This is a genomic window from Pseudomonas sp. P4_C1 (assembly GCF_056402155.1).
The window spans coordinates 25,323-50,355 of sequence record NZ_JBFUHY010000006.1; the positions used below are offsets into that span (position 1 = coordinate 25,323).

The 25,033-nt window shown below is 61.3% G+C and carries 19 protein-coding genes; 7 read left to right on the plus strand and 12 right to left on the minus strand.

Going from position 1 to position 25,033, the window contains the following annotated elements; all coding sequences use genetic code 11:
- Positions 1–18 precede the first annotated feature (18 nt).
- On the minus strand, positions 19–540 hold the full coding sequence (locus AC1DU9_RS06275; protein ID WP_223459046.1) for a DUF3617 domain-containing protein: 522 nt from the start codon (positions 538–540) through the stop codon (positions 19–21).
- 132 nt (positions 541–672) lie between these two features.
- Here AC1DU9_RS06275 and cls point away from each other — a divergent pair, with 132 nt between their 5' ends.
- Positions 673–2,112: a cardiolipin synthase gene (cls, locus tag AC1DU9_RS06280; protein WP_223459049.1), complete on the plus strand. Its 1,440-nt coding sequence runs from the start codon at positions 673–675 to the stop codon at positions 2,110–2,112.
- Here cls and cfaB read toward each other — a convergent pair.
- The 5 genes from cfaB to hflK (AC1DU9_RS06305) form a co-directional block, all read right to left on the minus strand.
- Entirely contained in the window at positions 2,109–3,293 is a 1,185-nt protein-coding gene (gene cfaB, locus AC1DU9_RS06285) for a C17 cyclopropane fatty acid synthase CfaB (protein WP_223459051.1), read from the minus strand. The genes cls and cfaB overlap by 4 nt on opposite strands.
- Positions 3,294–3,512: 219 nt before the next feature.
- The gene (locus tag AC1DU9_RS06290; RefSeq protein ID WP_223459053.1) at positions 3,513–5,423 is read right to left on the minus strand and encodes a cation-translocating P-type ATPase; all 1,911 of its coding nucleotides are present in this window, start codon (positions 5,421–5,423) and stop codon (positions 3,513–3,515) included.
- On the minus strand, positions 5,420–6,478 hold the full coding sequence (hflK, locus tag AC1DU9_RS06295; protein ID WP_223459055.1) for a protease modulator HflK: 1,059 nt from the start codon (positions 6,476–6,478) through the stop codon (positions 5,420–5,422). Before hflK (AC1DU9_RS06295) ends, AC1DU9_RS06290 begins: the two co-directional genes overlap by 4 nt.
- Positions 6,475–7,515 (minus strand): protease modulator HflC, encoded by a 1,041-nt coding sequence (gene hflC / locus AC1DU9_RS06300; protein ID WP_477809894.1) that lies wholly within the window; start codon positions 7,513–7,515, stop codon positions 6,475–6,477. The genes hflK (AC1DU9_RS06295) and hflC overlap by 4 nt, the downstream gene beginning before the upstream one ends.
- Positions 7,512–9,470, minus strand: coding sequence for a protease modulator HflK (hflK, locus tag AC1DU9_RS06305; protein ID WP_477809895.1), 1,959 nt, complete (start codon positions 9,468–9,470; stop codon positions 7,512–7,514). Before hflK (AC1DU9_RS06305) ends, hflC begins: the two co-directional genes overlap by 4 nt.
- 214 nt (positions 9,471–9,684) lie before the next feature.
- Between hflK (AC1DU9_RS06305) and lpdA the strand changes: the two genes are divergently transcribed.
- Entirely contained in the window at positions 9,685–11,085 is a 1,401-nt protein-coding gene (gene lpdA / locus AC1DU9_RS06310) for a dihydrolipoyl dehydrogenase (protein WP_223459061.1), read from the plus strand.
- Between the two features lie 123 nt (positions 11,086–11,208).
- Here lpdA and AC1DU9_RS06315 read toward each other — a convergent pair whose 3' ends face one another.
- Positions 11,209–11,682, minus strand: coding sequence for an Lrp/AsnC family transcriptional regulator (locus AC1DU9_RS06315; RefSeq protein ID WP_108218814.1), 474 nt, complete (start codon positions 11,680–11,682; stop codon positions 11,209–11,211).
- A 146-nt stretch (positions 11,683–11,828) separates the two neighbouring features.
- On the opposite strand from AC1DU9_RS06315, the gene AC1DU9_RS06320 reads away from it, so the two are divergent.
- Positions 11,829–12,458, plus strand: coding sequence for a LysE family translocator (locus AC1DU9_RS06320; protein WP_223459063.1), 630 nt, complete (start codon positions 11,829–11,831; stop codon positions 12,456–12,458).
- A gap of 3 nt (positions 12,459–12,461) precedes the next feature.
- Here the strand turns inward: AC1DU9_RS06320 and AC1DU9_RS06325 are convergent, their stop codons facing one another.
- The 5 genes from AC1DU9_RS06325 to AC1DU9_RS06345 form a co-directional block, all read right to left on the minus strand.
- Positions 12,462–14,576: a hypothetical protein gene (locus AC1DU9_RS06325; protein WP_477809896.1), complete on the minus strand. Its 2,115-nt coding sequence runs from the start codon at positions 14,574–14,576 to the stop codon at positions 12,462–12,464.
- On the minus strand, positions 14,563–15,759 hold the full coding sequence (locus AC1DU9_RS06330; protein ID WP_477809897.1) for a DUF3142 domain-containing protein: 1,197 nt from the start codon (positions 15,757–15,759) through the stop codon (positions 14,563–14,565). The genes AC1DU9_RS06325 and AC1DU9_RS06330 overlap by 14 nt, the downstream gene beginning before the upstream one ends.
- A gap of 109 nt (positions 15,760–15,868) precedes the next feature.
- Positions 15,869–17,899 (minus strand): pyridoxamine 5'-phosphate oxidase family protein, encoded by a 2,031-nt coding sequence (locus AC1DU9_RS06335; RefSeq protein ID WP_477809898.1) that lies wholly within the window; start codon positions 17,897–17,899, stop codon positions 15,869–15,871.
- 63 nt (positions 17,900–17,962) lie between these two features.
- Positions 17,963–18,589 (minus strand): glutathione S-transferase family protein, encoded by a 627-nt coding sequence (locus tag AC1DU9_RS06340; protein ID WP_477809899.1) that lies wholly within the window; start codon positions 18,587–18,589, stop codon positions 17,963–17,965.
- Positions 18,590–18,715: 126 nt separating this feature from the next.
- A complete protein-coding gene (locus AC1DU9_RS06345) occupies positions 18,716–19,618 on the minus strand; it encodes a LysR family transcriptional regulator (protein ID WP_223459074.1) in 903 nt (300 codons plus the stop codon).
- 579 nt (positions 19,619–20,197) lie between these two features.
- On the opposite strand from AC1DU9_RS06345, the gene AC1DU9_RS06350 reads away from it, so the two are divergent.
- The 4 genes from AC1DU9_RS06350 to AC1DU9_RS06365 are packed head-to-tail and all read left to right on the plus strand — an operon-like array spanning position 20,198 to position 25,007.
- On the plus strand, positions 20,198–21,355 hold the full coding sequence (locus AC1DU9_RS06350; protein WP_477809900.1) for an AI-2E family transporter: 1,158 nt from the start codon (positions 20,198–20,200) through the stop codon (positions 21,353–21,355).
- Positions 21,356–21,369: 14 nt separating this feature from the next.
- A complete protein-coding gene (locus AC1DU9_RS06355; protein WP_477809901.1) occupies positions 21,370–22,881 on the plus strand; it encodes an efflux transporter outer membrane subunit in 1,512 nt (503 codons plus the stop codon).
- Positions 22,874–23,992, plus strand: coding sequence for an HlyD family secretion protein (locus AC1DU9_RS06360; protein WP_223459080.1), 1,119 nt, complete (start codon positions 22,874–22,876; stop codon positions 23,990–23,992). The genes AC1DU9_RS06355 and AC1DU9_RS06360 overlap by 8 nt, the downstream gene beginning before the upstream one ends.
- Positions 23,982–25,007 (plus strand): DUF2955 domain-containing protein, encoded by a 1,026-nt coding sequence (locus tag AC1DU9_RS06365; protein ID WP_477809902.1) that lies wholly within the window; start codon positions 23,982–23,984, stop codon positions 25,005–25,007. Before AC1DU9_RS06360 ends, AC1DU9_RS06365 begins: the two co-directional genes overlap by 11 nt.
- Positions 25,008–25,033: the final 26 nt, after the last annotated feature.

Here is a 25,033-nt window from a genome sequence, read left to right on the forward strand (position 1 = left end):
GGCGATCCGACGAAGCTTTTAAGCTCTTGGCTTCACAGTACCGCAATCCTGCCCCAGCCAGACGGCGCGGGATTCGAGGCTGCCCTTCTGCTGAATGCCGGTGGCGTTGAACGTCCCGTTGACCTTGGTGGTGAACTCGCGATCACTGAGGAATGTCGCCACGCCCGCACCCTGGGCTCTCGGGCAGCTGAAACGGAATTTCCACTGATTGCCGGAGCGGTCGGTGATTTCCTGCTTGCAGCCCGACTGCGGATCGGTCAGAGGAATGTTGTCGGTCTTGACTTGCTCCGGGGTCAGGCACGCCCGGACCCCTTTACCGCCCATAGTGATGCCCTGTTTTTCCAGCTGTGCACGCTGCTCAGGGGTCATCTGGCTCTGGAGCTGACCAAGGATCAATTGCAGGTCCGGCATATTCTGTTCATCGACCTTCATGTTGCTCGTAGTCAGCTCCCACAATCCTGGTTGCAGCATTTGCGCGTGAGCCGCAACAGGAAGTGCCAAACCCAGTGCCATGGCCAAACCCAGCAGACGAACGTTCATCGAGTAACTCCTGATCAGTAGTGGCCGTTAGACGTCAGCCGCGCGCTTCGGTTCATGGGCCAATTAATTAGCGACATTCTGTACGGAACATGGTCTGTTAAGCATTGAATCTTCAGGAGCAAGGCAGCCCCCATGGATTATTTCGGACCGCATATTTTCGGTTATACCATCGCCCTGTTGCACTCGCTGGGCATGATCGCGGCCATACACGCCGTGTTGACCGTCCGTACCGCCCAAGGCTCGATCGCCTGGGCGCTGTCGCTGTTTTTCATCCCTTACTTCACGCTGATCCCGTACCTGATGTTCGGCCGCAGCACCTTCGATGGCTACATCAAGGCCCGGCGGCAGGCCAACGAAGAAATGCGCAAGGCTGTTTCCGAACTCAACTGGCGACCCTGGGTAGAAGAGGCGCTCACCGCCCGCGCTTCTTCTGCATACGCCTCACTCAGAGCGATGCCCAAGCTCGGACAGATGCCCTGCCTGGCCAACAACCAAATGCGTCTGTTGATCAACGGTCAGAACACGTTCGAGGCCATTTTCGATGCCATCAGCCAGGCGAAAGAAGCCGTGCTGATCCAGTTTTTCATCGTTCACGACGATCGCCTCGGCCAGCGCCTGCAAAACCTGCTGTTGAAGAAAGCCGCCGAAGGCGTGGCGATTTACCTGTTATATGACCGAATCGGTAGCCATTCCCTGCCCCACGGCTATGTGCAGGCCTTGCGTGATGGCGGGGTCGAGGTCAAAGCCTTCGCCACCCGCAGTGGCTGGCTCAATCGCTTTCAGGTGAACTTCCGCAACCACCGCAAGATCGTGGTGGTGGACGGCATTCTCGGCTTCGTCGGCGGGCACAACGTCGGTGACGAATACATGGGCGAGAAACCGCCCCTGGCGCCCTGGCGCGATACCCACGTACAAGTGCGCGGGCCGGTGGTGGCGTGCATGCAGGAGTCTTTCGCCGAAGACTGGTTCTGGGTGGCTCGTGTACTGCCGCCGCTGATCCTGCCCGAGGTTTATCCGGAAGACGGCGTACTGTGCCAGTTGCTCGCCAGTGGGCCGGCAGACGCCTGTGAAACCTGTTCTCTGTTCTTTGTCGAAGCGATCCATGCGGCGACGGAAAGGGTCTGGATCACCAGCCCGTATTTCATCCCCGATGAAGCCGTGTTCGCAGCATTGCGCCTGGCGGTACTGCGCGGCGTGGATGTGCGCCTGCTGTTGCCATCCCGGCCCGATCATCGAATCGTCTACGCCGCCTCAAGCCTCTACGCCTTCGAAGCGGTGCGCGCCGGTGTGCGGGTATTCCGTTACCAACCCGGGTTCCTGCATCAGAAAGTGGTATTGATCGACAGCGAAATCAGCGCCATCGGCAGTGCCAACATGGACAACCGTTCGTTCCGGCTGAATTTCGAAGTGATGTTGCTGACCGTCGACCGCGCGTTCGCCGCCGAGGTGGAAGAGATGCTCAACGATGACTTTGCCAACGCCCACGAAATCGCCAAGGAAGAAGGCCGGGAGACCCGCCGCGTCCAACAGGTCGGCATGCGGGTCGCCCGGCTTATTTCGCCGATTCTCTAGAGGTAGATATCGTCACGGGTCCATGGCAGTTCATGACTGCCATCGGCGTGGGCCTTCACTGCGAGAATCTGGTGCAGGTTGATCCAGCCCCGGGCGAACGCGTAAGCGCAACCGGCCAGATAAAGCCGCCAGATACGCAGGACCTGTTCCGGTACGAGTCTGGAGGCCGCTTCGAGGTTGTCTTCCAGGCGTTCGCTCCAGTGATCGAGCGTGCGTGCGTAGTGCAGGCGCAAGCTTTCGACGTCGACGATTTCCAGTCCGGCCTCACTGATCTCGGCAGAAATCATCGACAGATGCGGCAGCTCGCCGTTGGGGAACACATATTTCCCGATGAAATCACCGGCACCGCGTCCCACCGGACGGCCATCGGTGTATTTGGCGGTGATCCCGTGGTTCATCACCAGGCCGCCCTCTTTCACCGCGCCGAACAAGGTATTGCAGTACTCGGCCAGATTGGCATGACCAACGTGTTCGAACATACCGACGCTAACCACTTTGTCGAAACGGCCATCCTGCGGCAGATCGCGATAGTCGAGCAGTTGCAGTTCGACCAGGTCCTCCAGGCCCTCCGCTTTTACGCGCTCCCGGGCCAGGGCCAACTGCTCCTTGCTGAGGGTGATACCGAACACTCTCGCGCCAAATTCCCGCGCCGCAAAACGCGCCAATCCGCCCCACCCGCAACCCACATCCAGCAGATATTCGCCGGGCTGCAGGCGCAGCTTGCGGCACAAATGACGGAACTTGGCTTGCTGGGCTTGTTCCAGGGATTCGCTGCCGGTCTCGAAATAGGCGCAGGAATACGCCATGTCGCTGTCGAGCCACAGCTGATAGAACGCGTTGGAAAGGTCGTAGTGGTAGGAGATCGCCTTGGCGTCCGTCTCTTTGTCGTGGACGCTACGCACAGGCAGATTGTCGTAGTTTTCATCCAGCAACGCCTGGCTCCACTCATCGCAGACGCGGATCACATCGCTGATGGAGCCTTCGAGTTCCAGTTTGCCTTCGACAAATGCAGCGCCAAGGGTGTCCAGGCTGGGATGGGTAAACTGGGTGACCATCTGCGGATCCTTGACCACAATCGTGACACTGGGCGTCGGCCCCAGATTGAGTTCATGGCCATCCCAGAGTCTCAGGCGAAGCGGTAACTGCAGATTCTGTAAGGCCGGTGGAAGATGCGCGAGCATGGAGAATCTCCCTTGTTTCAGACGTCTAAACAGAGGGTAGACCATCTTTGAAAAATAGCTGGCTATCGAATTAATAGCCGTTTTCAATGATTCGCGACGCCTACAGCTGCCGCCGCGAACGCACAAAAATGATGTGCCCTCATCTTCAATGACTACGAACCGGGCGCACAGTTCTAAAAAGTTGAAGCCCCGTGATTACCCGGTTTAGAGCGTTCGCCTTCAGGTTTCGTCCTTGAGCTTGAGCAACGGCTCCTGGAACCGCAGCAAACGACCGGCATTGCCCAACACCAGCAAGGTGCTGAGGTTATGCAGCAACGCCGCAATCATCGCCCCTGCAGCGCCAAGCCAGCCGAAAGCGGCGAAGGCTACGATCGCCAGGGTCCAGCCCAATCCGATGATCACATTGACCTGCAACGTCTGGCGGCATTGACGACTCAGGCGCACGCAGGTGCCGAGGCGGCGCAGGTCACTGCCGATCAGCACGATGTCCGCCGATGCCAGGGCAATGTCCGCACCGCCCGCGCCCATGGCCACACCGACTACTCCAGCCTTGAGGGCCAGGGAGTCGTTGATGCCATCGCCGACCACCATCGGCCGGAAGCCGCTGTCGATTTCCTTGAGCACGCGGTTGAGTTTGTCTTCGGGCAAGGCTTGTGCTTCGACGTCACTGATCCCGACATCCCGGGCCAACGTCTGCGCGACGCTGTGCCGGTCACCGGTGAGCAACAACTGGCGGCCCAAACCCAGATCACGCAACTCACCCAAGGCAAACTGCGCCTCGGGTTTGACGCTGTCGGCCAGCAACAGCCAGGCAAGAAACTCCCCGTTGAGCGCCAGCCCGGCAATCGGGCCGTCGTGATCGGGAATCTCCGTTGTGCTGATGCCCAGTTGCGCGAACAACTCCGGCCGGCCAAGCGCCGCCTCACCCTGCCCGGTCATCGCCACCACACCGAGGCCCTGGCGTTCACGAATGTCGGAAAGCAGCAGGAAATGCTCCTGGGTCACCAACCCCGCGAGCGCACGGCTGACCGGGTGACTGCTGGCCGAGCCGAGGCTGGCGGCGAGCTTCATGACATGGCTGCGATCCTCAAGCGGACTGTCGATGGATTGCAGGCGCAAGGTGCCGAATGTCAGCGTCCCGGTTTTGTCGACTACCAGCGAGGTCAGGTCCGCCAACTCTTCAAGGAACGCAGAACTGCGGATCAGAATCCCGTGGCGTGCTGCTACCGCCACCCCGGCAATAGCCGTCGCCGGTGCCGACAACACCAGCGCACAAGGACAGGCCGCCACCAACACCGCGAGCATCGCTTGAGCGTTGTTGGTGATGAACCAGGTCACCGCCGCCAACAGCAACACCAGCACCATATAGCTGCCCGCGTAACGCTCCAGCAAACGAGTGATCGGCGGTTTCGAGCGCTCGGCGTTTTGCATCAGGGCGATGACTTTGCCGAGGGTCGATTCCTGGCCGGTACGGGTCACTTCGATTCGCAGCAGACCGTCGAGGTTAATTGCGCCACCGAACACCGACATGCCGACGCCCGCCTCTATCGGCACCGATTCGCCGGTAATGGAGGCAGTATCGAGACTGGCCTGACCGGACAATACCCGGCCATCCGCCGGCACCCGGTCCCCGGCGCGCACCTCGACCAGATCGCCCGCCTTGAGCGTGCCGTTGTCGACTTCGATGATGGAGCCGTCCACCTGCACCTTGCGTGCGTGGCTGCGGGTCAGTTTGCCGAGGGCGTGAATCGCTTCCTGGGAGCCGATCACGCTGCGCTCTTCCAGCACATGGCCGAAGATCATGATGATCGGCAACAGCGCCGCCGTCAGCAGATCTCCGGTGGCCCAGGCACCCAGCATGGCCAGGGCAATCAATTGATCGGTGATGCCGTGCAGGCTCGGATAGCGCAGGCTGTACCAGGCCGAACGCATGACCGGTATGGCGACCAGCAGCGAGGCAAAACCCAGCAGCAGCTGACTGACGCCGGTTTGCTCTGACGACAACCAGCGCCAGATCAGTCCCAAGGCCAGCAAGCCCAATGCGAGCATGGCCAGGGTCAGTTGGCGCGCGGCGCTACGTTGTTCTGTCGAAGACAACATGCTCGACGCGGTGGCGGTTTGCGCAGTCATTGTGCTGCTCCCTGAATGATCAGGCGGGAATCGTCTTTAGGGTCGACCGTCGTGACAGAACCGGCCTGGCCGAGGATCTTCGGCATTCGTTCACGGTAAATGCGCAACAGCATTTGCGGATCGGTGCCCTGTTGCTGCGCCTTGGCCAGGCTCAACACCGTGGCCGTGTCGGTGGATGCTTTGGCCAGTCGTTCACTCGCCTGGGCATGGGCAACTTGTAGTGTTCTGTCGGCTTGCTCGTTGGCAGTTTGCGTCAGCTTTTCGGCTTCGGTACGCGCATTGGCCACGGCTTTGTCGGCCTGCTGACTGGCTGTCAGGACCGCATTGAAGGCATTGACCGCCGGGCTTGGCAGACTCGATTGCACATCGACTCGCGCCACCTCGATCCCCAGTCCCTGCCCCGTCGCTGTGAGTTCGGCAAGACGCTGGTTGACGCCCTGCACCAGATCGCCACGCAAGCGTTCGCGTCTTTCAGCCGCCTGACTGTCAGCGCCGATCAGCTCTGGCCGGGCTACCAGAATCGTGTCCAGATCGCGTGCGGCGGTGAGTGCCACAGCGCTGCGGGTGACCAACCGATCCAATGCCGGCAACACATGTTCACCCTGAAGCACGAATGCATAGGGCTCGGTGACTTTGTAGAAAACCCGCACATCGAGTTGCACCACTCCGGCATCACCCGTTAACAGATAGCCTGAGCCTGCAAGGGCATCGCTGATGGGCGTGGCAAAACTGGCCACGCGATCTGCCTGCATCGCGGCACCACTGCGCAACAGACTGTCCACTCGCCGCTCGATCACCCGGTCCGCCGCCGGCAACAAAATCACCTGCTCGAAGGGTTGCGGCCAGGCCAATAACAACCCGGCATTCTGAATGCGATCCAGCGCCCCGAAATGCAAAACCACGGCGCGATTTTGTGGATCGATCTGCCGCACATTGGAAAACGCCCACGCCAATGCCGCCAATACCGTCACCGCGTACAGGGCGAGAAACGCCAAGCGCCCGGCCTGAATCCAGGGGCTGCTCAACTCATTTGTTCCACGTGGAACCAAACTCATGGCTGCGATCCGGACTTGTTGTCGAGGCTCGGCGGACCGTCAACCAACACCCGGAACGGTGCGGCATCGGTGCGCAGAATCAGCTTGGTCCCCGGCGTTACCACCGTGCCCAAGGTATCGAGCGAGCGCAGCAGGTTGTAGAGCTGCGGCGATCCCGCATAGGCACGACCATAAATCTGCGCCGCTTCGACGCGCGATTGCGCTTCGATATCTGCCGCTTTCACTGTGGCATCGGCCTGCACAATCCGCGCATCACGTTCGGCGGCGGAACGAATTTGCGCGGCTTCACGCTTGCCGATCGCCGTGCGCTCAGTAGCGATGGTTTCACGCTCGGCACGCATCCGGTCGACCGTCGCGGTGAGCGTCACCGAAGGCAGCGTCAATCGTTCGATACCGACCTGCAATACGCGCACGCCATAAGTGGTGAGCAACTGCTGATCGATTTGCTTGCGCAGTTGTGCTTCGAAATCGGCGATGCGCACCTGGCTGGCATCGGTGTTCACCAGATTCGCCAGATCAAAACTGCTGGCGGTGGTTTCCAGTGCGGAGCCGACAAAAGTGCGAATCTGCCGTGCAGCTTCATCGGGCTGGTTCTGCACCGCGCGCATGAAACGTTGCACGTTGTCCGGATCACCCTGCACCTGCCACGCCACGTAGGCCTGAACGATGATGCGCAAACCATCCCGCGTGCCCACATCCTGCAAACCGCTGGACGTGGTGCGCAGCCGCAGATCCACCGGGATCGCCGCCTCGAACGGTGCCGGCCAGCGCCAACCCAGTCCCGGCTCCAGCAAGACTCGCGATGGATTGCCGAAGCGTGTGATCACCGTAGCTTCACCCGAACGCACCTGCACCAGACTCGCGGCAGCGACTGCAAACACCACCAGCAATGTCGCCCAACCTATCCGACGCCATGGAAATGGACCGGCCTCCTGCGGATCGCCGTGATGATGGTGGTGGCCGTGGTGATGATGCCCGCCATGGCCGTGATCGTGGCCGGCGTGGTCATCGTGATCGTGCGTATGGGACTGGCTCAATTGGCAGCTCCTGGCTGAGCGGTTTTACGCGACGGCGCAGGGTCAACCGGCAGCGTGAAAGTACGGAGGTCGATGGTTGGCGCATTACTGCTGCCGCCCAGACGATGATCGAGCACCAGCAATTTGGCATTGGCCAAACCCTGGGACAACTGACTGAAATACTGCTCCAGCACGAAGGCTTGGCCAGCGCTGGCATAGGCTTTTTGCTCGGCGTTGAATTTCAGGTCCGCGGCCTCGGCGCCAGCATTGATCTCACGGGCGCCGGCCGTCGCCTGATCGCGGGCGATGCTGGCCTGCAACTGCGCCTGATTGGTGGCCTCGGCAGCGGCGCCGCGTTCACGGGCGATCAAGGCTTGCGCGCCAATCTGCGCCGCTTGCACGCCGTGATAGGCATTGGCTGCACCGGCCGGAGGGTGAATCGCCTCGACCACGGTGGCGAGAATTTCCACGCCGCTGTCGAGTTTTTGCAGGTCCGCCTGAACCGCGCGGCCGATTTCTTCGGCCAGCCCTACCCTGTCCTCGCCAAGCAAACCGTCGAGGGTGCGCGAGGCGAAATCGTGAACCAGGATTCGGCTGGCGGTGCTGCGAATCAACATCGGCACATTGGCACTGTTATAGGTTGCGGCCAACGCCGCCTGATCACTCAGACCGATGCGATAGACGAAGCGCACGTCCATGTTGACGATCTGAAAGCTCTGCTTGTCGGCTCGGCTGCTGGCGATCACCTGAGATTTGTCGTTCACATGGCTGGCGTCCCACAAGCGATTGGCAATCGCCGGGGCCGGGCCTTCGGCGGGGTCGGCCTGAGCGGGGGCCGAGGTTTCGCCAACACTGGTGGCCAACTCGTGAACTACCCCATTCTCGACGCTCAACACGCGGCCCAATGGCCAAGGCAAACCCATGTGCAAACCTGGGCCAAACACCTCCACCGGTTTGCCGAATCGTTCGTAAATGCCACGCCCTTGCAGGGCAATTTCGTGAATGCCGGTCAGCGACCAGCCAACCAGCGAAACCACCGCCAGCACCGGCAGGAACGCCCGACGCATGTAAGAGAAGGCCCAGATCTGCCGCAGATCGATGCCGAAGCGGTTATGCAATTCGTGCTGCAACGCCAGCAAAGGCTGTGGCGGCCAGCGCAGCATGTCGGCGACAAAACTGCGTGCCAACAACTCCGGTTCAAGGCGTTCGCGGCGTGGGCTGAACAATGACAACAGCGCACGCAGCAACAATTCTGCCGCCACCAGCCCCGGCAGCAGTCCGATCAACACCGCCAGGCGTGCAGGCCATACCGAGGTTTCATCGGCAAACAACAGACAAAAAGCACCGAGCACCAGGCTGATGATCGCCACACGGATCAATTGCGCCAACGTAGCGGCTTCAGGCCATTGCGCGGTATTTTCCTGCGCCAGATGGCGCTCCATCACCAACAGGCCGAACGCCAACAGCAAGGAGCACGCTGCCCCGACAGTGGCCGACAGGCCCAGCGCTGCCGGGGGCAATGTGAGGTTCCAGGCCTGTTCGACACCCAATACCGCCAACAATGCCCAGCCGCCAAGCCACAACGTCGGCGCGCCGATTTGCCCGAGCAAGTGCTGCGATTTCCGGCTGATCCGGTCCAGCAAACGTTCATACCACCCCGAAGGCGCGACAGACTCGTCGACAACAACCACCGGCACTACGGGATTCATGGCGCGGGCACGCCACTGGGTTACCCACCAGGCCGATTGCAAACCGGCCATCAACACCACAGACGCAGCACTCAGGTTCAGCAGCAACGCCGGCCACAGTGTTTGCGAGGAAAACAGCCCGGCAAAAAGCGCCAGCAGCACACCCACCATCGCGAATACGCCCGCACCGATGGCGAACTGGCGCAAACGCCGCCCTTGAATGAACGCCTGCTGAAAGCGCGGCAACCCGGCTAACGGAGCTTCATCAACATCGAGATCGACTTGCATACCACCCCAGTGTGTCTTCGCTGACAGCGACAATTCGTTACGATATAACGGAAATGGTGAAATTTCCGTACTCACGCGCGCTATCTAAAGATTCCCAACCTGTCGCTTACCTGAAGCCTTGACCGAAATGCGGCAGAACGCACATATTACGTTCGTAATTTTATCCGGGAACTACTTTTACCCATCCTTCCCCTTTCGATCCAGGAGTACATCCATGAGCACTTATGACGTCGTGATACTCGGCGGTGGCCCCGGCGGTTACAACGCGGCGATCCGCGCCGGACAACTGGGTCTGAAAGCCGCCTGCGTGGAAGGACGCGCCACACTCGGCGGCACCTGCCTGAACGTCGGCTGCATGCCGTCCAAGGCGCTGCTGCATGCCTCCGAACTGTACGACGCGGCCATGGGTGCGGAATTCGCCAACCTGGGGATCGACGTCAAACCCAGCCTCAATCTCGCCCAGATGATGAAGCAAAAGGATGAAAGCGTTACCGGGCTGACCAAGGGCATCGAGTTTCTTTTCCGCAAGAACAAAGTCGACTGGATCAAAGGCTGGGGCCACATCGACGGGCCGGGCAAAGTCACGGTGACCGATAGCGCCGGCGGCAAGACTGAGTTGCACGCCAAGGACATCATCATCGCCACCGGCTCCGAGCCCACGCCCCTGCCCGGCGTGGACATCGATAACAAACGCATACTCGACTCCACCGGCGCCCTGGCGCTGACCGAAGTGCCCAAGCATCTGGTGGTGATCGGCGCCGGCGTGATCGGCCTGGAGCTGGGCTCGGTCTGGCGACGCCTTGGGGCACAGGTGACGGTGGTCGAGTTCCTCGACCGGATCTGCCCCGGCGTGGACATCGAAGCCGGCAAAACCCTGCAGCGTTCCCTGAGCAAGCAAGGCTTGAGTTTCAAGTTGAGTTCAAAAGTGACCAGCGCCACCACCTCCGCCTCCGGTGTGCAGCTCAGCATCGAGCCTGCCGCAGGCGGTGCTGCAGAGTTGCTGGAAGCCGATTACGTGCTGGTGGCCATAGGGCGCCGACCTTATACACAGGGCCTGGGGCTGGAGAACGTCGGCCTCGCGACGGACAAACGCGGCATGCTCGCCAACAAGGGTCATCGCACCGAAGCCGCCGGGGTCTGGGTGATTGGAGACGTGACCTCGGGTCCCATGCTCGCCCACAAGGCCGAGGACGAAGCCATGGCTTGCGTCGAGCAAATCGTCGGCAAGGCTGGCGAGGTCAACTACGACCTGATCCCCAGCGTGGTCTACACCAGACCGGAGCTGGCCAGTGTCGGCAAGACCGAAGAGCAGCTCAAGGCTGAAGGTCGGGCGTACAAGGTCGGCAAGTTTCCCTTCACCGCCAACAGCCGGGCGAAGATCAACCATGAAACCGAAGGCTTCGCCAAAGTGCTGGCCGATGAGCGCACGGACGAAGTTCTCGGCGTGCATCTGGTCGGCCCGAGCGTCAGTGAAATGATTGGCGAGTATTGCGTGGCCATGGAGTTCAGCGCCTCGGCCGAAGACATCGCCCTGACCTGCCACCCTCACCCGACCCGCTCCGAGGCCTTGCGCCAGGCGGCGATGAATGTGGAGGGGATGGCGACGCAGATGTAAGGCCCACAGGGCTTGGGTGCCTGGTCTAATGCCATCGCGAGCAAGCTCGCTCCCACATTGGATTTGTGGTGTTCACACAATCACTGTGGGAGCGAGCTTGCTCGCGATGGCAGGCAACTCGGTCTACAGCGGCAGATGCTCCAGCGGCAACGCCCCCGGCGCCTTCACCGTATGAATCGCAAAATTGCTGCGGATATCGCTCACCCCCGGCAGCTTCAGCAAACGCCCGGTGAGAAACCGGTCATAGGCACGCAAGTCCGGCACCACCACCTGCAGCAGAAAATCCGACTCCCCTGACACCAGAAACGCCGAAATCACCTCGGGCAATGCCGTCACCGCCAGGCGAAAGCTTTCGGCTTGTTCGTCGTTATGACGCTCGACCTTGACCCCGACAAACACCGTCAGCCCTAACCCCACCTCATCGCGATCCAGATTGGCCTGGTAGCCGCGAATCACCCCCGCGTCTTCAAGCATCCGCACCCGGCGCAAGCAGGGTGACGCCGACAGGCCGATCTCGTCTGCCAGTTGCACATTGCTCAGGCGGCCGTCCCGTTGCAGTGCGGCGAGAATCTTGCGGTCGTAGGCATCGAGTTTCATGGTTTGGCAGATCCTGATGGTTCAAGCTTGATTAAGTGGCAGGTTATGCCAATACACGTCCTGATAGAAGCTGACAACGCAAGCACCTGCCCCGCCCTCCAGCCCTAGACTGGTACGACCGAATCGACAACGAATGGGGGTACAACATGCAAGGGCTCTGGCTGTTTTTCATGGCGCTGGCGGTGGTCTACCTGTTGCCGGGGCCCGACATGATCCTGCTATTGCAGACCGGTGCCCGCCAGGGCAAAGGCGCCGCGCTGGCCACGGCCGTGGGGTTGGGCATCGCCCGGGGTTGTCATGTGGCATTGGCGGCGCTGGGGCTGGCGGCACTGTTCAAGGCGGCGCCCTGGACCTTCGATGTGGTGCGCCTGGCAGGCGCCGCGTACTTGCTGTGGATCGGCATTCAGTGCCTGCGAACCACGATGCTGCCGAGCTTGACCAGCACTGACACAGCCGGCGAAAAACCACGCTTGGGCGCAGCCATCCGACGCGGACTGCTGACCAACCTGCTCAACCCCAAGGCACTGTTGTTCTGCTCGGTGCTGCTACCGCAATTCATCAACCCACAGGCCGGGCCGGTGCTCGGGCAATTTGCGACGTTGGGCGTGGTGCTGGTCGGCGTCGGTTTGCTGTTCGACAGCGCCTACGCCCTGGTCGGTGCGGCACTCGGCCGGTGGCTGCAACGCAGCCCCTCTGCCCAACGCTTGCAGCAATGGTTGTTCGGCAGCCTGTTGATCGGTTTCGCCGTGCGGCTGACCTTTGTGCAACAGGCTTGAACCTCACTGCGCCTTGCGCCGACGATTGATCAGGAACAATGCCGCCGCCGTGACCACAATCACACCGCCATACTGAAGCGGCTTCTTGTACGGCCGCAGCGCTGAACGCGCGGCATCGGTAACCTGGGTCACGTAGCGCTTGTCGGCGTTCTGGAAGTCGGGATAGGGGCACTGATGACCGAAATGGAACGCCCAATCCACGTACGGCCCCTCTTTGACATGGCGCTGGTAGAAAGCGTGTTCCTCTTCAGGGCTGCTGTTCCAGCCTGCTGCCGCGCACAGCACTGCCGCAAAGGCCTGGCTGGAGTGAGGCAAATTGTCAGCCGCACGACTGGCCAATGCCGTGGCTATAAAACGATAGTGATAACGCTCATCGGGCTGAGCAACGCTGGCCTGCTGGCGCTTCACTTCGTCCTCGGTCGTTAACGGCCCGACCTTGAGCTCAGTGCTTTCCAGGCTGTAGTTGCCGCCGAATGTGGCGAAATCCGGGGCCATTTCATATCCCAGGATTTCCATTCCCCACGTGCGCGCGGCCCAGGCCGAGTTAAATAGCGCAGCAGCGCGAGTCGTGGGCCACCAGGCAGCATCCGCCTCCTTGCGTAATATTCCGTATGACTTGGCCTTGTTCTGTAGTTCAACGTTATCGAAGTACGCCGGCGCCTCCTCATAGTGCCCCTCACGCAACAAACGCCGCCCCAGCAGATTGCGCAGGCTCGCCGCCACCGGCAAGGGCACGTAGTTGTCGCGGTCCTGCTGGCTGAGCGGTGGGGGTGCCGGCACTTGTGTGTCGACGTAGTGCTTGAGTTCTTCGAGGGTCAACACTCGCTCGGCAACGGTGGCGGCATCGAACCAGTAAATGCTTTGGCTGCGATACAGTTGATCGAAGGCTTGCAGGTAATCCCCGCGTTGCAGGGCGAGGATCGCACTTTCACCCTCGACCCGGCATTTGGGCTGAAGCGTTTCGTAATCGTAGTCCGGGGTCCGTCGCTCACCCCAGGATTCATTCTTCGGGAAGGCCTGGGCCGCTTTGGCGTAGGCTGCGGCGGCCGCGATTTTATCGCCGTCGCGCACTGCCAGTTTTGCCCGCAGCCACCAGGCCAACCCGCCATCGCCGGCATGCTCGAGGAAAGCCTTGGCGCTGGCGTAATCGCCCTGTTGATAATTCATCGCCGCCAGACGATCGGCGTTTTCGAGACTGCCGCGGGTGCTGTTTTGCAGCAGCTTGATCATTTTTTGTTCGTTGGCAGGTTGGTCGCCAAACGACCAACCCAACCGGCTGATCAGCGACGCGGTCACCAACTGCTGCACGGGCTGCCCCTTGAGCAACTCGGCCACTTGATCCTCCGGCAGCGTCATCAGGTCCGCCATCAACAACTTCAACGAGGTGTAGCCCACCGAGGAGCCGTGCAGATTCTGCGTGGCGTACAGCTCGATGGCGCGGTTCCAGTCGCCGGCGGTACGCACCACCCGGGCTTCTTCGCCGAGGCTGGCGACGCCCAGTTCCAGTGGATCGCTGAAGCCGTCGATGCTCAGCTGCCGGGTTTGCTCAAAGGCCTTGCGCGATTGTTCGAGCAGATCCGGGGCCGCATCGGCTTCGACGCTCATAGCGAACAACGCACGCCCCAGCGAGTAAGCCGCCCAGGTACTGCGCGAGGCCCTTTGCTCGGCTGGCAAGGCCAGCACTTTCTTGAAATACCCGGCGGCCAAGGCAGGATCACCCGCGCCAAATGCCACGGCACCCGCCAGGTACAATTTGAGTTCGGGCGGCAGTTGCGCCCCTTGGGTTTCAACCTGGCGGGCATCCGTCAGGCTGCGCAGGTGTTTCACCAACACTTGTTGCTCAGCGGAAAGTCCGGCCTGCTCGGCCTGATCGCGCAGCGCTACTGGGTCAGGTTCTTCCGCGTAGTTGGCGCCAGCGGTCACGTTCTTCAACCCGTTGATGGCGTGGCCGAGGCGGCCGATCTCGAAGCTGAAGTTGCCTTCTGGCAGTTCCGCCAGCGACTGGCCACGGTTATCCAGCAGGCGCATGGGGAAGTCCGGGCCGCAGGCCAGCGCCGAACCCAGTGGCAGGCTGAGGCTCAGGCAAAGCAAATGACGCGGCCAGTTACGGGTGAACATTCGAACCTCCTTGATCAATGTGTGCGCAGCGAGCCCAACCAATGGCACGCTGTCCGCCGGCCGTTATTCGGCCATCGCGCAGGCGGGTGAAGGTAAGCAGATCCGGGCTCTGTTGCAACGCGTAACCGGCCAGGGCATCGGCCCCCTCACAACCACTGACTGCCAGTGTCAGGCGTTCGGGCCAGACGCGGTCGAGATTGCCCTGGTTGCTGATACCGATGTCATAGAGGCCATTGTCGGCCGAGAGTTGCAGTTTCAGTTGACTGTCGAGGGCATCACCACGCGCCACCGCGCGCAAGGTTGTCAAACTCCAGGCCCGACGGTCGTTGGCCAATGGCAGGCGAAACCAGATCAGGCCCGCCAGATGTTTCGGTGGATCGGCACGCAACTCGGTGCCGAGGGTGCGCAACGCCTGCGGATCGGCGAGTAATTCCCGACGCTGGCCTGCACGCTCCAGCGTCACTTCGCTTTCCACCACAGGTGCGCCGTCCGCCGACGGCAGCAACGCCACGCCATAGGCCGGCAGCGCCAGATAGAAAGGTTTCGTCGTGACGCGGCTCCAGGCTTTCGCCCATTGCCGGGCCTGTTCGGCATCAAACAAACCACGACGCGGATCGCTCACCGCATGCACCTGCAACACGCTGCTGTCGACTGTGGATAACAACGCCGGCAGTTCACGACTGTCGAGCCAGGACGGCAACGCGGTGATGCTCAACGGCAGCGAAGTCGGCAACGCTTCGCGCAAATGCGCGAGAAACTCGCGATACGCCGGTAGCCGGGCATTGCTGGCATCGTGGTCGATTTCCACCCCGGTGAGGTTCAACCCCTGTCCCCGCCAATCGCTGATCACCCGGCGGATCTGTGCAGTGACTTCCTCCTGATCCAGCGCCTTGAGCTGTCCGTCCAGGCGAACCACCGCAATCACCGGCCGGCCATCACGCTTGAGCAGTGCCGGGTCAATTCGGGCCCGACTCCAGCCTGCGTTGGGGAAAGCCTGCAAGGCCAGCACTCGCAACGTCGAAAAGTCGGCGCGGCTGTCCCGGAGGGCTGCGTCGTGGGCCTGCGTCCACTGCCGCTGCCAGACGTAGAGTTGCTGATCCAGCGGCGGTGCATCCTGTCTTTCGCATCCGGTGGTGAGCGCCAGCGCCATCAGCAAGGCGATCGAGCGAGTGAAAAAAACCATTGAAACGCCTGTTCCTGAAATGCAGAAAGGGCCATTGCGGCCCTTGTTCGTTCTGCCCCTACCCTACCCAGCCATCGACCGGCGGGCAATGTTCACCAGCAATCATCCTTCAGATATCGAGCACCAACGGCTGCGCCCCCTGCGCCGGAATCGCACAGCAAATCAGCACTTGTCCCTCATCCGGCACCTCCGCTGGCGGCAGAGGGTAATGCACCTGACCGCTGACCAATCGCGTCTTGCAGGTGCCGCAAGAGCCGCCGCGACAACTGAATTCCGGGCGCAGGCCACGGCTTTCCGCCAACTCCAGCAAGCTGCCGCCCTCCGGCTGCCAGCGCGCCTCCTTGGCCGAGCGCTGGAACACCACGGGCACCGACGTGGTGGCGGCTGGCGGTTGCTCGATGACCACGGCATCGGGGTCTGGACGCCGGCGCAAGGTGGATGGGCCGAAAGTTTCGGCGTGAATCCGCGAATCGCGAATGTCCAGTTCGCGCAAGCCGTCGTACAACGCCTGGGTAAAACTTCCGGGGCCACAGACGACAAAATCCAGCTGATCGTAGTCCTCGACTGTCAGCAGATCCTTGAGCAGCGCGACGTCGATCCGTCCACGGAGGTCGAAGTCCTCTCCTTGCATCGCCTCGGCTTCCGGTTGGCTGAGCAAACGCACCACCCGCACCGCGTCACCGGCGTCTTCGAGCAAGCGATCCAGCTCCCGGCGAAACGGCTGGTCAGCCAGTGTGCGCGAACTCTGGATAAACCATGTCGGGCGGATACGACGGGTGCGCAATCCCTGGTAAACCACCTCCCGCAACATCGACAACAGTGGCGTGATACCGACCCCGGCCGCCAGCAATACCAAAGGCCGACGCTCATGGGGCGCCACGGTGAAATGCCCTTGCGGCGCCCGCGCCTCCAACAGGTCGCCAACACGAATCTGCTCATGCAAATGCGTAGACACCCGCCCGTCACGCTTCACGCTGATGCGGAAAAAATCATCGGACGGCGCGCTCGATAAACTGTACGTGCGGATGTGCACATCGCCGTCAATGTTGAAACGCAGGGGCAAATGCTGTCCGGCCTGAAACAGTGGCAACCCGGCTCCGTCGGCAGGCTCCAGGTAAATCGAGCGAATGTTGTGGCTTTGCGCTTCAATCCGCGCCACCCGCAACGGCCGCCATTGATCCCCCATGGCTTTGGCCTGCAAACGCGCCGTGGCCTGCTCCCATGTGCCGGTGAGCAAACTGGTGGGTGACACGCCATCGAAGCGCCAGCGCAAGGCCAGGGCGCCGGGGCGACGTACCACCTGCTCGACATCGATTGTCCACAGCCGCTCGGCTCCCTGGAACGCCTCGACCTGCGGGCCCTCCAGAATGATTTCGGTCCGCCCGCTGAGCTGCAGCAAATCACCGCTATTGAAATCGATGAACAACAGTCCGGCCCGGGGGTTGAGCAACAGGTTGCCCAAGGTGTTGAAATGCAGGTTGCCGGCGAAGTCCGGAATGGTCAGGCGATTGCCTTCCACGCGTACGAAACCGGCCTGACCGCCGCGATGAGAAACATCCACCGAACGTTCACCGTCGACATCCACATAACTGGCAACGAAGAACGTGTCTGCCTCGGCGATCATGGCTTTGGCCGCGTCATCCAGTTCGTTGAAATGCTGGGCGGCACGCGTCGAAGGATCGGTCAGCGGCACCGAGCGAAACTGGCGCAACTGAATGTACTGCGGGCAATTGCCGAAGGACTGGTCTACCGTCACCGCGAAACCACCCGTAGTCATGGCGCGGACATGGCCATTGATGCGGTTGCGACGGCGAGTGTGCAGCTCGATACCCAACAGGCCAATGGCCGAGCCATCGCTCATCTGCGCGGGATCGTCAACGGCAGGCAGGCTGCGAAATTGCAGCAAGCCCGGTTCTGGCGAGTGGGCGAAACCAGGCTCACCTTCAAGGATGCTGGCCCAGGGATGACCGTCGGCATCCACCGCCCCGTACAGCATGAACGGCAATTGCTGATAGAACGTGCGGTGCTGGTCCGGCATCTCGCTGCGAATCACCTTACGACCAAACGTCTCCATTCGTTCGGCAACGCCCACATGCGCCTGCAACTGTTTTTCGCCGGCATGCCAGGGTGAACGGTCCATACGGCTGCTCCCTTGCGCCAGTGGCGCAGAACGGGGCGGCCCGGTAACTCCGGGCCGCCAGTATCAGGCGGTTTTTTGCAGACCGGCAACGGTGCGCGGCATGCCGACAAAACCCGGCAAGGCTTCGATGCGGGCCAGCCAGGCGCGAATGTTGGCGTACTCGTCCAGCGACACATTGCCCTCGGGCGCATGGGCGATGTAGCTGAAGGCGGCGACGTCGGCAATCGTCGGTTCAGTGCCGGCCAGATACGGCGTATTGGCCAGTTCGTGATCGATCACTTTGAGCACGGTATGGGCGTAAGCAATCACTTCTGCAGCGTTGTAAGGCGCGCCAAACACGGTGATCAATCTTGCCCGGGCAGGGCCGAAGGCAATCGGGCCGGCAGCCACCGACAACCAGCGCTGGACCTTGGCCGCACCCACCGGATCAGCCGGCAGCCAGCGACCGTTGCCGTACTTTTGCGCCAGATACACCAGAATCGCGTTGGAGTCGGCCAACACCACACCCTGATCATCAATCACCGGCACTTGGCCGAATGCATTGAGCACCAGGAACGCCGGTTGCTTGTGCTCGCCCTTGGCGAGGTCAACGAAGATCAGTTCGGTCGGCAATTTCAGCAGGGACAGCATCAACTCGACACGGTGAGCGTGGCCGGAACGTGGGAAGTTGTAGAGTTTGATCGCTTGCATGGTCGACACCTCGGGTCAGTGGTGCTGCTCAGGAAGACCAGCGCCGATGGGTCGTATCTTCCACCTACGACCAAAACAACAGAATCACCAGCAAACGCAATCCATTATTTCAGTGGGTGAAATAACTCAACGCGCGAGCGCCGGATGCTCGCGCAGGGTCTTCACCGCGAAATCAACAAAACTGCGCACCCGGGCCGGCGCCTTGCGTCCGCCCTGATAGACCACATGGATGGGCAACGGCGGCAGTTCGAAGTCGGCCAGAATGATTTCCAGCTCTCCGGCAGCCACCTTGCTCGCGACTTGATAAGACAGTACCCGCGTGAAGCCCAACCCCAGACAGGCTGCCGTGATGGCCGCCTGATTCGCTGTCACCACCAGTCGTGGTTCAGCCCGGACACTCAAGGTTTCGCCGTCTTCAATGAATGGCCAACTCCTGAGTTGGCCAATGGCCGATGTCGCGATAATCGGCGCCTGGGCCAGCTCCCGGGGATGCCTGGGCCGACCATGGCTGGCCAGAAACTGTGGCGAGGCGCAGATCACCCGCCGCACCTCACCCACCCGGATCGCATGCTGATTGCTGTCGGGTAGCTCGCCGATGCGAATGGCCACATCGACGCCCTCCTCGACCACGCTCACCACCCGATCCACCAGCAGCGCGTTGATGCAGACCTCGGGGAATTGCGTCAGGTAACTCACCATCAGCGGCGTAACAAACAGCTCGCCAAACAAGACCGGTGCGGTGATGGTCAGTTGCCCACGAGGATGGATATGGCTGCCCGCAGCCGAGTCCTCGGCTTCCTGCACCTCGGCGAGAATTCTCCGACAGTCCTCCAGATACCGCTGACCGGCCTCACTCAAATACACGCTGCGCGTGGTACGCGTGAGCAGTTGCGTGCCAATACGCTGCTCCAGCGCCGCCACCGCTCGGGTGACGCTGGCCGCCGACAGCCCCAAACGCCGCGCCGCCGCCGAAAACCCCTGTTCCTGGGCGACGGCAGCGAAGACCTGCATTTCCTGGAAACGGTCCATGGGCATGTCCTTATTTCAGATAGATAAATCGCAATAAAAGGCCGGGATGTTAAACGCAAGTGCTCAATAACAAAGTTGGGCGTCCGACCATCAAGTAAATCAATGGGCTACTGCACTCTAGCGCCTGCGCTGTAAAAACCAAGCGTGGCACAAACCTCAAAGACCAGGCCGGGGGATTATTGATAATTAATGAGGGTTATTTTCTTGCGACAGGTGCGACTGTTCGTAATTATCCGGACCCGCCCGCTGCAACGGCTAATGCCTGACAGGGAAAAAGAGCCACTGGCTCGGCTCCCAACCCGTTTCCAGGCATGGGCTCGTCAGCGGACGATATCCACAGCGGCAGAATTCCAGCCTGCATAAACAGGCGGAATATACGACTGCTCCTATACTACAAGCCACCCTGTTACCTATTGAGTATTAGTAGGTACCTCGTTGAAATCTTTCCTACGTGAAATAAGGCGTTAGTTGTTAACGCTTGGACGCCTGTCCATCGATCCTGCTTTCAAGAGTCACTGAGTAGGGAAGAGTGAACTTCAACTAGCTGGCTAACCTGGTGACACCGCAAGGAGTTCGAGAATGTTGCGCACAAACATTTCCGCAAGAGCACTGTCCGGTGGTTTGCTCGATGTACTGATACGCGCCGGGCTGATTACCGTGCTGGTGCTGTTCTGCTTCCAGATCTTCCACCCGTTCCTCAACCTCATGCTCTGGGCGCTGATTCTGGCCATCACCCTGTATCCACTGCATGCGCTCATCAAGCGCAAGGTGGTCAACAAGGACGGTCGTGCCGCCACCCTCATTGTGGTAGTCGCCCTGGCCTTGCTGATGGTGCCGATCTACCTGCTGGGCACCTCGATCAGTGAATCGATCCAGGGCACTCTGGCGATCCTCAAGTCCGATACGCTGCAGATTCCGCTCCCCAGCGAAAAAATCGCTTCCCTGCCGCTCATTGGCCAACCGCTCTATGGCTACTGGATGCAGGCTGCCACCGACATGAGCAGCGTGGTGATGAAGGTGATGCCCTATATCAAGTCCGTCGGCCTGACCTTGTTGGGCAAGATGGCCGACGTCGGCGTGGGCTTTCTGTTGTTCATCGGCGCCCTGATCATTGCCGGCGTGCTCATGGCCTATGGCGAAAACGGCGAAAGAAGTGCCCTGGCCATCACCTCGCGCCTTTCCGGACCGGAACGTGGCCCACGCATTACCGAGCTCTGCACTGCCACCATCCGCGCGGTCGCCCAGGGCGTGGTGGGCATCGCGTTCATTCAGATGTTACTGGTGGGCGTGGGCTTCGTGCTCATGGGTGTCCCCGGTGCCGGCCTGCTGGCGATGGTTGCGCTGTTGATGGGGATCATGCAATTGCCGGTGCTGCTGGTAACTCTTCCGGTGATCGCGTATGTCTTCGCCACCGAAGGGACCAGCCTGGCCACCATTGTGTTTGGCATCTACAGCCTGATTGCCGGGATGGCCGATAACGTCCTCAAGCCGTTGATGCTAGGCCGCGGCGTCGATGTCCCGATGCCGGTGATTCTGATTGGCGCCCTGGGCGGTATGGTGAGCGGCGGCTTCATTGGTTTGTTCATCGGGCCGGTTGCGCTGGCGGTGGGCTACCAACTGTTCTGGCAATGGGTCCAGGACCAACCGTCTGCCGAGGTAATGAACGAGACACCCGAGATCGAGGCGTTGAACGAGACACCGAAGACAGAGGCAATGAACGATCAGCGTCCTGTCTGAGGAGTTTGCGCTTGATGCCACGCCCTGCTCGCATCAGCCGGCTTCTGCTCTGTGGCACCGTCGTTCTGGGGGGCTGTGTGCAACTGGGCCCGGATTTCCAGTCGCCGGCCCAGCCCTGGGTCGACCACTGGAACACCCCGGCCCTGGAGATCGCCGGCCAACAACACGCGCAACCTGACAGCCGCCAATGGTGGCGCGTGTTCAACGACCCGGTGCTGGACCATTTGATGGCCGAAGCCGATGCCCACAACCCCGACCTGCAGGTCGCTGGCCTGCGGGTTATGGAGTCCCGCGCACAATTGGGCATCGCACTGGCCGGCCGCTACCCGCAATTGCAACAGGCCAGCGCCGACAGCCTGTACCTGAACCGTCGACAGTCGGGCGGCACTAACCCCCAGGACACGCATTTCTGGCAACACAGCGTCGGCTTCGATATCGGCTGGGAACTGGATTTCTGGGGGCGTTTCAGCCGTGCCATCGAGTCGGCCGACGCCTCCTGGTTTGCCGCCCAGGCCAACTACGAAAATGCCCTGGTGCTGTTGCACGCGCAACTGGCGCAAAACTACTACGCCTTGCGCACCGCTGAGGCGCGCCTGGCCATAGCCCGCAGTAACGCCAAATTGCAAAAACGCAGCTACGAGATCACCGAGCGCCTGTTCAACAGCGGGGCCGAAGCCGAACTCGATCTGCAACAAGCCAAGACCCAGTACCTGGGCACCCTGAGCACCATCCCGGATTTCGAAAGCCAGGTGGCAAGCTTGCGCAATGCGCTGTCCACCCTGATCGGCCAGCCACCTGGCTCGATCCCTGACCTGGATCGCAACACCGGAGTGGTGCCACTGCTCGATACCGCGGTCTTGCAGGATGTGCCGGCCAACCTGCTGGTGCGGCGCCCCGATGTTCGCGCTGCCGAGCTGCAAGTGGCAGCGCAGTCGGCGTTGATCGGTGTGGCCGAGACCGACCTGTACCCCTCCATCAGCCTGCTGGGCAGCATCGTCTGGTCCGCCAGTTCGCTCAACGGTGCGCCCAATACCCTCGATATGGTGGCCGGCCCCAGCCTGCGCTGGGACATCTTCGATCACGGCCGGATCACCAACAACGTCCGTGTGCAGGATGCCCGCTTGCAGCAGTTGATCGTTATCTATCAGGACAGCGTGCGCCAGGCGGCGCGCGAGGCTGACGATGCCGCTACCGGTTTGATCAAAGCGTTGGAGCGCGACCGAATCCTCAGCGAGGCCTCGGTAGCCGCCGAACGTTCAGTGACCCTGGCCAATGCCCAATACCGCGAAGGCTATTCGGATTTCCAGCGCGTGCTGGATGCCCAGCGCGCCCTGTTTGCCCAACAGGATATCTATCTGGTCAACCGTGGCACCGCGGTCAACAGCCTGATCGCCCTGTACAAGGCCCTGGGCGGTGGCTGGTACAGCGACCAGCCGATGATCGACCCGGCCACCCGCCAACAGATGCAACAACGGACTGATTGGGGCGATTTGCTCGATGAACCGAAGGAAAGTGCCCATGACTGACAGCCAACAACCGGTCGACGAGAAAGCCCCGGCACCCGCCGCCGACCCTGCGAAAAAAGCGATCAATTGGGTGGTGCTGCTGATCATTCTGAGCCTGGTCTGGTACCTGATGGCCGACCGTTACACGCCCTACACGCAACAGGCACGGGTGCAGGCCTTCGTTGTTCCGGTGGCGGCTGAGGTATCGGGCCGGGTGACCAAGGTGCATGTACGCAACAACCAGGACGTCAAGGCTGGCGAGTTGCTGTTTGAAGTCAATCCCGAGCAGTACCAGATTGCCGTCGATCGTGCCCGCGCCGACCTTGAGTCGACCCGTCGCCAGGTGGGCGCCAACACCGCCGGCGTCGACTCCAAGCAAGCGTCCCTGCGCGCGTCCCAGGCCAACGAGCTCAAGGCACGCCAGGACATCCAGCGACTTGAACGCCTGTACCGCGAAGACCCGGGCACCATCTCGCTGCGACGCCTGGAGATATCCCGCGCCACCCTGGAAGAATCCATAAGCCAGGTCGCCGCGGCCAAGGCCGAAGTGCAACGTGCGCGCGAACAACAGGGCGGTAACGAAGACGAAAACGCCCAGTTGCTCAGCGCCGCCAGCAACCTTGAAAAAGCCGAGCTGGACTTGAGCAATACCAAGGTCCACGCACGCTCGGCCGGCCTGATCACCGATCTGCGCACCGATGTCGGCCAGTTCGCCGCTGCCGGTGCGCCGGTGATGACCCTGATTGCCATCCACGATGTGTGGATCAGCGCCGACATGACCGAAAACAACCTGGGAAGCGTTCAGCCCGGGACGCCGGTGTCCATCGTCCTCGACGCCCTGCCGGGGAAAATTTTCAAAGGCCATGTACGCAGCGTCGGCTATGGCGTTGATATCGGCCAGACCACCCAACCGGGCAGCCTGCCAAAAGTGGAGAACAGCCGCGATTGGCTACGTCCTGCCCAGCGCTTTCCAGTCATCATCGAGTTCGAGCCCGGTGAGTTGACCAGCCCGCAAGGCATCAGGTCCGGCGGGCAGGCCGAAGTCATGGCGTTCCCGAGCGAAGGTAACCCGCTGAATATACTGGGTCGCCTGTTCCTGCGCCTGATGAGCTGGATGTCCTATGCGTATTGAGCGTCCGGCCCGGGTCCAGCGCGCCCTGCGCCTGGGCTTCGGTACGGCACTGTGCCTGGCGGCGAGCTTCGGTCTGGCCCTGCCCATCCCGTTCCTCGCGCCGATGTTGGCGCTGATGATGCTGGCAGCGATGAACCGACCGTTGCCGTTCAAGGCCAGCCTGGGCCTGATCCTGATCCTTATGCTGACCACCGGGACCGGCCTGCTGCTCATTCCCCTGCTGCGTTACTACCCGTTCAGTGGTGTGCTGCTGGTCGGACTGTGCCTGTTCATGGCCTTCGGGTATGGCTTGCGCGGCGGCAACCCGCTGGTGGCGACTTTCCTGGTGGTGGGCCTGACCTTGATCAGTTCGGCCGGAACCGCTGAATTCGCCCTGGCGCTTGAGGTGATCGTGGCCCTGGTCAAGGGACTGTTCCTGGCCGTCACCACGCTGACCATCAGCCATTGGCTGTTTCCCGACCCCGCCAGTGCCCCCGCGGCCAAACCCGGCCCGAGCCTTACCCCAACCGAAAGCGGCTGGCTGGCTCTACGTGCCACACTGGTGGTGCTGCCGACGTTCCTGCTGGCCATGATCGACCCGGCCAGCTACCTGCCGATCATCATGAAAGCCGTCAGCCTCGGCCAACAAAGCTGCGCGACCAGCGCCCGCACCGCCGGCCAGGAATTACTCGGCTCGACCTTGCTCGGAGGGCTGATGGCGATCCTTTTCTGGTGCGCGCTGAGCCTGTTCGTCAACCTGTGGATGTTCTTTCTGTGGATGTTGCTGTTCGGATTGCTGGCGGCCAGAAAGCTCTATGGCCTGGCCCGGACCCGACAACCACCGAGTTTCTGGCTCAACAGCCTGGCGACCCTGATCATTCTGCTTGGCCAATCGGTGCAGGACAGTGCCGCGGGCAAGGATGTCTACACCGCCTTCGCTATCCGCATGGGCCTGTTCATTCTGGTGACTTTGTATGCCTGTGTGATGGTCCACTTGCTGGATACGCGGCGGCAACGTCGAATTACGACCGCCTAGAAACAGAAAAACCCCCTGAAGAGGGG